The 3,551-nt window shown below is 73.0% G+C and carries 4 protein-coding genes and 2 pseudogenes; 4 read left to right on the forward strand and 2 right to left on the reverse strand.

What is annotated here, in order from left to right; all coding sequences use genetic code 11:
* Positions 1–463, reverse strand: a pseudogene (locus ACLEQD_RS39310) (carboxypeptidase regulatory-like domain-containing protein); the annotation flags it as partial.
* Positions 464–647: 184 nt separating this feature from the next.
* On the opposite strand from ACLEQD_RS39310, the gene ACLEQD_RS39315 reads away from it, so the two are divergent.
* The 3 genes from ACLEQD_RS39315 to ACLEQD_RS39325 all read left to right on the forward strand — a co-directional run bounded on the left by ACLEQD_RS39315 (position 648) and on the right by ACLEQD_RS39325 (position 2,559).
* The gene (locus ACLEQD_RS39315) at positions 648–947 is read left to right on the forward strand and encodes a DciA family protein (protein ID WP_410391034.1); all 300 of its coding nucleotides are present in this window, start codon (positions 648–650) and stop codon (positions 945–947) included.
* Positions 944–1,219, forward strand: a complete 276-nt coding sequence (locus ACLEQD_RS39320) for a hypothetical protein (RefSeq protein WP_410391036.1) — start codon at positions 944–946, stop codon at positions 1,217–1,219. The genes ACLEQD_RS39315 and ACLEQD_RS39320 overlap by 4 nt, the downstream gene beginning before the upstream one ends.
* 83 nt (positions 1,220–1,302) lie before the next feature.
* Complete coding sequence (locus ACLEQD_RS39325) at positions 1,303–2,559, forward strand: CAP domain-containing protein (protein WP_410391038.1); 1,257 nt, start codon at positions 1,303–1,305, stop codon at positions 2,557–2,559.
* A gap of 115 nt (positions 2,560–2,674) precedes the next feature.
* On the opposite strand, the gene ACLEQD_RS39330 is transcribed toward ACLEQD_RS39325, so the two are convergent.
* A complete protein-coding gene (locus ACLEQD_RS39330) occupies positions 2,675–2,908 on the reverse strand; it encodes a hypothetical protein (RefSeq protein ID WP_014396719.1) in 234 nt (77 codons plus the stop codon).
* A gap of 295 nt (positions 2,909–3,203) precedes the next feature.
* Between ACLEQD_RS39330 and ACLEQD_RS39335 the strand changes: the two are divergent.
* A pseudogene (locus ACLEQD_RS39335) lies at positions 3,204–3,551 on the forward strand (lytic transglycosylase); the annotation flags it as partial.

Raw genomic sequence — 3,551 nt, forward strand, 5'->3', positions numbered from 1 at the left:
CGAAGCGCAGGGTGGTGCCCACGGGCGCGACGACGCGCTCGGGGACCACGCGGCAGGCCACCGCGGCGGACGGCGGCGGGGGCGGACGACAGGCGCCGTCGCGGCACACGTCCAGGCCGTCGCAGCCGTCATCTCCGGTGCACAGGGCCGGGACGCAGCGGCTGGCGTCACAGCGGCAGCCCAGCGCCTGGGACTCGCACGCGGCGATGGCGTTCAGCTCCCCCCGGCGCGTCACGGAGCAGTCGAGGTCCGTGCGGCACGCGGGCTCGCAGCGCGACAGGGCCGTGTTGCAGAAGAACAGCGCCGGATCCGCGCAGTCCTGATCCACCGTGCAGGCCTCGTCCGTCCGTCCGCCCTGGATGAACGGCGCGTCCAGGCCGGACATCCCGCAGCCCATGGCGCACGCCAGCAGGCATGCGAGCACGAGGCCGGGGGACCGGACCGGAAGGGGGATGTGACGCATGGGAACTCCGAGGGGGACCGGCCTTGCCACGACCTTACAGGGGCGGAGGCCGTGACGCGACCGGGATGGCACCGGGCCCCCTCGCAGTGAACGCCGGAAACCGGGGCGCCGGACGCAATCGGCCGGGCGGGCAGGCAAAGTGTGGGTTGGCATCCGGCGCCAGGGGTTCCAGAATCGTCCGACGATGGCGCGCAGCGAACCGAAGACCCTGGAGAGCCTGCTGCCCCGCGTGCTGGCGCGCCTGGCGGGAGAGTCGGGCCGCGCCTCGTCGCTGATGCCGCTCTGGGTCGCCGCGGCGGGAGAGAACATCGCGCGGCACAGCCGCCCGCATCAGCTGGACGGCACCACGCTGGTCATCTCCGTGGAGAGCGCCGAGTGGGCCCAGGTCCTCTCCCGGCAGGCGGACTCCCTCCGCGAGCGGCTCAACGAGAAGCTGGGCCCCGGCACCGTGAAGGCGCTCGCGTTCCAGCTGGAGTCGCGATGAGGGGCGTGCTCCTGGGCCTGCTGCTCGCCGGAGTGTCCGTCCCCCCGGGCCCCGCGTCCGCCGCGACGCCGTCCTCGAAGGTGGCCTCCGTCGCCGCTCCGGCCCCGGGAGGCCAGGACCTCCCGTCCCCCGTGGTGGAGGAGACGCCCCAGGCCCAGGAGGCCCGGGCCCGGCTGCACGTCCAGCGCGAGTTCGAGCGCGTGGGCGGCGCGCGCCCACGAGCGACAAGGCGCTGGAGGCCGCGGCCCGGAGGCTCGCGCGCGAGGCCCTGACGGAGTTCTCCACCGGCGCCCCGGACCTGCTCACGCTGACGGAGGCGGTCAGCGACTCGGGCGCCGCGGATCCGTCCCCCAAGGTGCTGGTCATCCGCGCCTGGGTGCGCGCGCACGCCATCGAGACGTTCCTCGCCCGCACGGACTTCAACGACGAGCGCGTGAGCCACTACGGCGTGGGCATCGCCTTCCTGGGCGAGCGCGCCGCGCTGGTGCTGCTCACCGCGGACCGCAAGGCGGAGGTGCTCCCCTTCCCCCGGACGCTTGCCAAAGCCGGGACGGAGAAGCGCGTGTGCGGCCGGCTGGTGCCGCCGCTGAGAAGCCCGCAGGTCTTCGTCACCCGGCCGGATGGCGAGGTGGAGGCCGTGGCCCTGAGCCGCGCGCCCTCCGGCACCCACGGCTTCTGCGCCCTGGTGACCTTCGAGACGCCCGGCGCCTACACCGTGGAGATGGTGGGCCAGGGGAACGCGGGGCCGGAGGTGGCGTCGCTGTTCCTGGTGCAGGTGGGCGCCCGGACCGCGCGCGGTGGGCAGCCAGCGCAGCGCGAACCCACCACGCTGGCCGAGGCCCGCACCGCCCTCTACGAGCGCATCAACACCCTGCGCCGCGCGCACAAGCTGCCGGAGCTCACGCCGGACCCGACGCTGGAGGACGTGTCGCTGCGCTACAGCACGCGCATGGCCACGGAGGGCTTCTTCGCCCACATCGCGCCGGACGGCTCCACGCTCACGCGCCGGCTCCCGGAGGGCACTCGCTACGTGCGCGCGGGAGAGAACCTGGGGCTGGCGGCCGGTCCGCTCGCGGCGCACTTCGGCATCGAGCACAGCCCCGGCCACCGCAAGAACCTGATGGACCCCGCGTTCCGCTTCATGGGTGTGGGCGTGGCGTTCCAGAAGGTGGACGGCCGAGACCAGGCCATCGTCACGGAGGTCTTCACCGCGGCCTCGCCCGGCGCGCAGCTGCCGGCGGACCCGGTGTCGGACGTCTACGAGGCCTCTCCCGCCACCGCGCCACGCTCAAGCTGCCGCCCCTGGTGCGCAGCGAGGCGCTGGAGCGGCTGGCGCGCGAACACGCCCGCCGCGCGCTGGCGCAGGGACGAGCCGACCGCGGGAGACGGCGACCCGTCCCCCCTGCACGAGCGCGTCTTCACCGCGCTGCCGGATGCGGGCACCGCGTCGGTGGACTTCTTCGTCGTCGGAGACCCGGGCGCCGTGCCGGAGTCACGCAGCCTGGCCACCGCCACCAACACCCGCGTGGGCGTGGGACTGGTGCGGGGCAACTCCAGGCGCTTCGGCCAGGGTCAGTACTGGGTGGCCGTCATCTACGCCGCGGTCCCCTGAAGCGGTGGCTTCGAAGGGAGCTTCCACGCGGACTCCGGCCACGTCCGAACTTCGGGCGTGGCCGGGTACAAGCTCGCGCGGGCCCGGTGTCATGGGCCCATGTCAGACGTCCTTGTTAGACAGGACGGCGCTGCGTGGCGTACGCCTCCAGCCCCATCTGCGGAGGAGCGAGGTTGGCGTACATCGGACACTTCATGCACGTGAACGACTGCCAGCCGCGACGCACGGCCTCATCGAGGCAGTTGTCGTAGTGGTTGCAGTTCAGGTTTCGATGCGTCTCGACGCCTGCCCGCTTCGGGCCGGCTTCGGGATTGATGGTCTGCGGCAGATCGGACGGACACGGCTTCATGGAGCCTCCCCTATGAGCTGTTTCCCCCCCCGAGGTCTGTGAACGAGCAGTGCTACCGACGACAGGTGTTCCTGACACGACGGCGGTCCGGAGTAGCGCTCAACGGCGGCGCAACGTAAGGATTCCCTTCGGGTAGCGCAACGGGCCGACAACCCCGCTGGACCCGCCCGTGGGCGCGGGATCTAGGACTTGTCGGGCCGACTGTCAAACCGACCCCCGCCCACCTGGTGGGGAATGTCGGCTGCAACCCTCTCGTTCCGAAGCCGCAAGGCCGCGAAGTGAAAGGAAGAATCCCATGAGTTGGACCGGCTGGGTGGCGGGTTGGATGACGACGGCGGCGCTGGGGCAGTCCCCGGCGACGCTGGAGGCCGTCCGCCTGCACCGGTCCGACGCCACGGCGCTCGCGCGGGCGGAGCTGACGGCCTGTGAAAAGGCGAAATGCCCGGATGCGGGCCGCCTGGGCCTGCTCGCCGGGACGCTCGTGCTCTCCGACGGGGACGCGGCCCAGGCCCGGGACCTGCTCACCCGCCACGCGCCCCCCGCGGCCCTGGAGGCCTTCCACGCCCTTCTACCTGGGCCAGGCGCGCTTCTACCGCGGGCGACCCCGACGGCGCGGCGAAGGACTTCCGAGCGGGCCCTGGAG

This window comes from Corallococcus sp. 4LFB (genome assembly GCF_046520365.1).
In the GTDB taxonomy this organism is placed as follows: domain Bacteria; phylum Myxococcota; class Myxococcia; order Myxococcales; family Myxococcaceae; genus Corallococcus; species Corallococcus caeni.

Bases quoted from the DNA above. Each gene is read 5' to 3' on its own strand.
- ACLEQD_RS39330 (WP_014396719.1), bottom strand. From the start codon at position 2,908: ATGAAGCCGTGTCCGTCCGATCTGCCGCAGACCATCAATCCCGAAGCC.
- ACLEQD_RS39320 (WP_410391036.1), top strand. From the start codon at position 944: ATGAGGGGCGTGCTCCTGGGCCTGCTGCTCGCCGGAGTGTCCGTCCCC.
- ACLEQD_RS39315 (WP_410391034.1), top strand. From the start codon at position 648: ATGGCGCGCAGCGAACCGAAGACCCTGGAGAGCCTGCTGCCCCGCGTG.